Raw genomic sequence first — 5,761 nt, forward strand, 5'->3', positions numbered from 1 at the left:
AAAAAAATGGTTGAAAAAGTTTTGGAGATATGAAAAAGGTGTTTACATTTGCGCTCGCTTTTGAGGCAAAGTTCACTGAAAGTATTTAAAGAAAAGGATTGTTTGAACAATGAGCGTTTGTTTGTTGTTTGATAAGTCCCGAGGGAAGAAAAAAAACTTTTAAAATTTTTGAGGTTTTTTTTGGCAGGAATAAAAAAGTGATTACCTTTGCCGCCCCGAAAGGGAAAAACGTTCCGACGGATAGAGAGGTAGATAGGAAGTGATAGTGAGAGATGAAGTCGGGGAAAAATATTGAGAAACATAGATGTCAGCATTTGGTTAAGGAAGAAAAGATTGGGTGCTGATTTTTTATGGGAAGTTCTTTCAAATTTTGAAGCACAAAAAAGCAAGGTGTACCAACTTTGTTAATTTCTAAGAGGATTTAACCTGAGCGAAAGATATTTAAACTTTTTATATATACAACGGAGAGTTTGATCCTGGCTCAGGATGAACGCTAGCGGGAGGCTTAACACATGCAAGTCGAGGGGCAGCACGGACTTCGGTCTGGTGGCGACCGGCGCACGGGTGCGTAACGCGTATGCAACCTGCCTTATACAGGAGGATAGCCCATGGAAACGTGGATTAATACTCCATAGTATTGTTTTTTCGCATGGAAAAATAATTAAAACTTCGGTGGTATAAGATGGGCATGCGTAAGATTAGCTAGTAGGTGAGGTAAAGGCTCACCTAGGCGACGATCTTTAGGGGTTCTGAGAGGATTATCCCCCACACTGGTACTGAGACACGGACCAGACTCCTACGGGAGGCAGCAGTGAGGAATATTGGTCAATGGGCGCGAGCCTGAACCAGCCATCCCGCGTGCAGGATGACGGCCCTATGGGTTGTAAACTGCTTTTCTATGCCAAGAAACCACTCTACGTGTAGGGTGTTGCCGGTAGCATAGGAATAAGCATCGGCTAACTCCGTGCCAGCAGCCGCGGTAATACGGAGGATGCAAGCGTTATCCGGATTCATTGGGTTTAAAGGGTGCGCAGGTGGGCTTGTAAGTCAGTGGTGAAATACTGCCGCTTAACGGTAGAATTGCCATTGATACTGCTGGTCTTGAGTATGGTTGAGGTAGGCGGAATGTGTTGTGTAGCGGTGAAATGCATAGATATGACACAGAACGCCGATTGCGAAGGCAGCTTACTAAACCATTACTGACACTGAGGCACGAAAGCGTGGGGAGCGAACAGGATTAGATACCCTGGTAGTCCACGCTGTAAACGATGTTCACTCGCTGTTTGCGATACACAGTAAGCGGCTGAGCGAAAGCATTAAGTGAACCACCTGGGGAGTACGATCGCAAGGTTGAAACTCAAAGGAATTGACGGGGGCCCGCACAAGCGGAGGAACATGTGGTTTAATTCGATGATACGCGAGGAACCTTACCTGGGCTTAAATGTAGATTGCATAGATTGGAAACAGTCTTTCCCTTCGGGGCTATTTACAAGGTGCTGCATGGTTGTCGTCAGCTCGTGCCGTGAGGTGTCGGGTTAAGTCCCATAACGAGCGCAACCCTTACCGTTAGTTGCCATCGGGTCAAGCCGGGGACTCTAGCGGGACTGCCACCGTAAGGTGAGAGGAAGGTGGGGATGACGTCAAATCAGCACGGCCCTTATGTCCAGGGCTACACACGTGTTACAATGGTCGGTACAAAGGGCAGCTACACAGCGATGTGATGCTAATCCCAAAAGCCGATCCCAGTTCGGATTGGAGTCTGCAACCCGACTCCATGAAGTTGGATTCGCTAGTAATCGCGCATCAGCCATGGCGCGGTGAATACGTTCCCGGGCCTTGTACACACCGCCCGTCAAACCATGGGAGCTGGGGGTGCCTGAAGTCTGTGACCGAGAGGAGCGGCCTAGGGTAAAACCAGTGACTGGGGTTAAGTCGTAACAAGGTAGCCGTACCGGAAGGTGTGGCTGGAACACCTCCTTTCTGGAGTTTAGGTTAAAACGAAAGAGGTTAACAATTTGGCCCTTGCTTTTTTAAAGATATAAAAGCCCCTCCCGGCCTCCCCGAAAGGGAGGAGAGGAACAGGGAGAAAGTTCCCGGGTTTTCCCCCTTTGGGGGAACGGAAAGGGGGCTTAGGGGCTATGATTAAATAGTCCCGTAGCTCAGCTGGTTAGAGTACTACACTGATAATGTAGGGGTCCCCAGTTCAAGTCTGGGCGGGACTACAAAAGGTAAGTTCCAACTATCAAAAGCCAGATAAGGAAATTGTTTGAGAATTGAATTTTTTGGTTTTTGGGATTAACAGACGGGGGATTAGCTCAGTTGGCTAGAGCGCTAGATTTGCATTCTAGAGGTCAAGGGTTCGACTCCCTTATTCTCCACGGAGGCTGAAAAAGTCGGAAAAAAAGGAAGTCCACGGAAGTGGCAAGCGTTCAAAAAAAATGAAATACTGAACAAAGCAGGACAAGTTTATATAAAAGCACAAACTGAAACATGGAGGTGCAACTTGAAACTGTACAGGATAAGGCTGGTGCCTGATGTTAGGGTTCGATTCCCTGGTTATCTGCGTTTAGCGGTAGAAAAGTAAAGGTACTTTGTACATTACATACTACTAGCTGATAAAGTTCTTTGGCATGTTGGGAAAATGAGTCAAATCACAATGAGACGACACAAAGAAAAATAAAGACGAATCAATACGAGGATTCAAAAAGAAAGTTACAAAGGGCGTACGGAGGATGCCTAGGCTCTCAGAGGCGATGAAGGGCGTGACAAGCTGCGAAAAGCTGCGGGGATTGGCAAATATGAATCGATCCGCAGATACCCGAATGGGGCAACCCATCCATTAGGATATCCGGGGTAACCTGGAGGCGAACGTGGGGAACTGAAACATCTAAGTACCCACAGGAAGAGAAAACAATAGTGATTCCCAGAGTAGTGGCGAGCGAAATGGGATTAGCCCAAACCGGTTTTGTTTCGGCATGACCGGGGTTGTAGGGCTGCGATATGGAGACATATTTTGAAGTAGAATGGTTTTGGAAAAGCCAACCAAAGGAGGTGACAGTCCTGTATACGTAAGAAATATTATCCTAGCAGTACCCTGAGTAGGGCGGGGCACGAGAAACCCTGTCTGAAACTGCCAGGACCATCTGGTAAGGCTAAATACTCCTGAGAGACCGATAGCGAACAAGTACCGTGAGGGAAAGGTGAAAAGCACCCCGAACAGGGGAGTGAAATAGTACCTGAAACCGTACGCTTACAAGCGGTAGGAGTCTGTATTTATACGGATGACTGCGTGCCTTTTGCATAATGAGCCTACGAGTTAGTCGTCACTAGCGAGGCTAAGCCTTTAAGAGGTGTACCCGAAGCGAAAGCGAGTCTGAACAGGGCGTAAAGTTAGTGGCGCTAGACGCGAAACCTTGTGATCTACCCATGGCCAGGTTGAAGTGATGGTAACACATCATGGAGGACCGAACCAGGAAGCGTTGAAAAGCTTTTGGATGAGCTGTGGGTAGGGGTGAAAGGCCAATCAAACTGGGAAATAGCTCGTACTCCCCGAAATGCATTTAGGTGCAGCCTTGTAATAGTTTTGCAGAGGTAGAGCTACTGATTGGATGCGAGGGCTTCGCCGCCTATCAAATCCAGACAAACTCCGAATGCTGTAAAATGATTTACAGGAGTGAGGGCATGGGTGCTAAGGTCCGTGTCCGAAAGGGAAAGAACCCGGACCATCAGCTAAGGTCCCCAAGTGTATGCTAAGTTGAACAAACGAGGTCCGGCTGCAGAGACAGCTAGGATGTTGGCTTGGAAGCAGCCATTCATTTAAAGAGTGCGTAACAGCTCACTAGTCGAGCGGCTGGGCATGGATGATAATCGGGCATAAGCATACCACCGAAGCTATGGATTTGTAGTAATACAAGTGGTAGGGGAGCATTCCAGGTGTGTTGAAGATGTAATGTGAGTTATGTTGGAACGCCTGGAAAAGCAAATGTAGGCATAAGTAACGATAAAGGGGGTGGGAAACCCCCTCGCCGATAGACTAAGGTTTCCTGATCAACGCTAATCGGATCAGGGTAAGCCGGGACCTAAGGTGTACCCGAATGGGAAAGCCGATGGACAGCAGGTTAATATTCCTGCGCCGGCCATGCATTAAAAGTGACGGAGGGAAGTAGTTGCTAGGTACTGACGGAATAGTACGTTGAGCCTAGCCTTCGGGCGAAGCGAAGTAATGAATTCCCTTCCAAGAAAAGCGAGCATGGACGCCCGTACCGTAAACCGACACAGGTAGTCAAGGAGAGAATCCTGAGGCGCTCGAGTGATTCGCGGCTAAGGAACTAGGCAAAATGACCCCGTAACTTCGGGAGAAGGGGAGCCAACCGAATGGTTGGCCGCAGAGAAATGGCCCAGGCGACTGTTTATCAAAAACACAGGGCTCTGCTAAATCGAAAGATGACGTATAGGGCCTGACACCTGCCCGGTGCCGGAAGGTTAAGAGGGGATGTTATCGTAAGAGAAGCATTGAATCGAAGCCCCGGTAAACGGCGGCCGTAACTATAACGGTCCTAAGGTAGCGAAATTCCTTGTCGGGTAAGTTCCGACCTGCACGAATGGTGTAACGATCTGGGCACTGTCTCGGCCGCGAGCTCGGTGAAATTGTAGTAACGGTGAAGATGCCGTTTACCCGCAACGGGACGGAAAGACCCCGTGAACCTTTACTGCAGCTTCGCATTGACTCTGGGTAAGTGATGTGTAGGATAGGACGGAGGCTATGAACCGGTTTCGCCAGGAATCGGGGAGCCATCCTTGAAATACGTCCCTTTGCTTACTTGGCGCCTAACTCCTCACGGAGGACATTGCGTGGTGGGTAGTTTGACTGGGGTGGTCGCCTCCAAAAGCGTAACGGAGGCTTCTAAAGGTACCCTCAGGCCGATTGGTAACCGGTCGTAGAGTATAATGGTATAAGGGTGCTTGACTGTGAGACCGACGGGTCGATCAGGTAGGAAACTAGAGCATAGTGATCCGGTGGTTCCGTATGGAAGGGCCATCGCTCAAAGGATAAAAGGTACTCCGGGGATAACAGGCTGATCGCTCCCAAGAGCTCATATCGACGGAGCGGTTTGGCACCTCGATGTCGGCTCGTCACATCCTGGGGCTGGAGAAGGTCCCAAGGGTTGGGCTGTTCGCCCATTAAAGTGGCACGCGAGCTGGGTTCAGAACGTCGTGAGACAGTTCGGTCCCTATCTGTTGTGGGCGTAGGAGATTTGAGAGGACCTGACACTAGTACGAGAGGACCGCGTTGGACATACCGCTAGTGTACCTGTTGTGGCGCCAGCTGCATTGCAGGGTAGCTATGTGTGGACGAGATAAGCGCTGAAAGCATCTAAGCGCGAAGCTCACCTCAAGATGAGATCTCCCTTAAGGGCCGTAGGAGACGACTACGTTGATAGGCTGCAGGTGTAAAGTCAGTAATGGCAAAGCCGAGCAGTACTAATTGCCCGAGAACTTTTTTAAGAATTGGTCCTTGTATTGACAAATTTATTTTTCTTTTCCCAACTGCCTTAAGATATTAAATTGGTATCTCTTTACAAGAGGAGATGTAAGCCATAAAGATTTTAGGTGGCTATAGCGGCGGGGCACCACCTCTTCCCATTCCGAACAGAGAAGTTAAGCCCGCCAGCGCCGATGGTACTGCGTAAAAGTGGGAGAGTAGGTCGCTGCCAAATTTATTGAAGCCCGTGTTCTTACTTGAGCACGGGCTTTATTGTGT

2 tRNA genes and 3 rRNA genes are annotated in these 5,761 nt (G+C 48.9%); all 5 read left to right on the forward strand.

Going from position 1 to position 5,761, the window contains the following annotated elements:
• The first annotated feature begins 458 nt into the window (after nt 1-458).
• The 5 genes from K5G00_RS28615 to rrf all read left to right on the forward strand — a co-directional run bounded on the left by K5G00_RS28615 (nt 459) and on the right by rrf (nt 5,717).
• Nucleotides 459-1,980: ribosomal RNA gene (locus tag K5G00_RS28615) — 16S ribosomal RNA — on the forward strand.
• A gap of 168 nt (nt 1,981-2,148) precedes the next feature.
• Nucleotides 2,149-2,222 (forward strand) — tRNA-Ile (locus tag K5G00_RS28620).
• Nucleotides 2,223-2,304: 82 nt separating this feature from the next.
• A tRNA-Ala gene (locus K5G00_RS28625) sits at nt 2,305-2,378 on the forward strand.
• A gap of 327 nt (nt 2,379-2,705) precedes the next feature.
• Nucleotides 2,706-5,505 (forward strand): 23S ribosomal RNA (locus K5G00_RS28630).
• Between the two features lie 101 nt (nt 5,506-5,606).
• Nucleotides 5,607-5,717: ribosomal RNA gene (rrf, locus tag K5G00_RS28635) — 5S ribosomal RNA — on the forward strand.
• The 16S, 23S and 5S rRNA genes sit together here with 2 tRNA genes alongside, the layout of an rRNA operon.
• Nucleotides 5,718-5,761: the final 44 nt, after the last annotated feature.

Source organism: Maribellus maritimus (genome assembly GCF_022267315.1).
GTDB classification, from domain to species: domain Bacteria; phylum Bacteroidota; class Bacteroidia; order Bacteroidales; family Prolixibacteraceae; genus Draconibacterium; species Draconibacterium maritimum.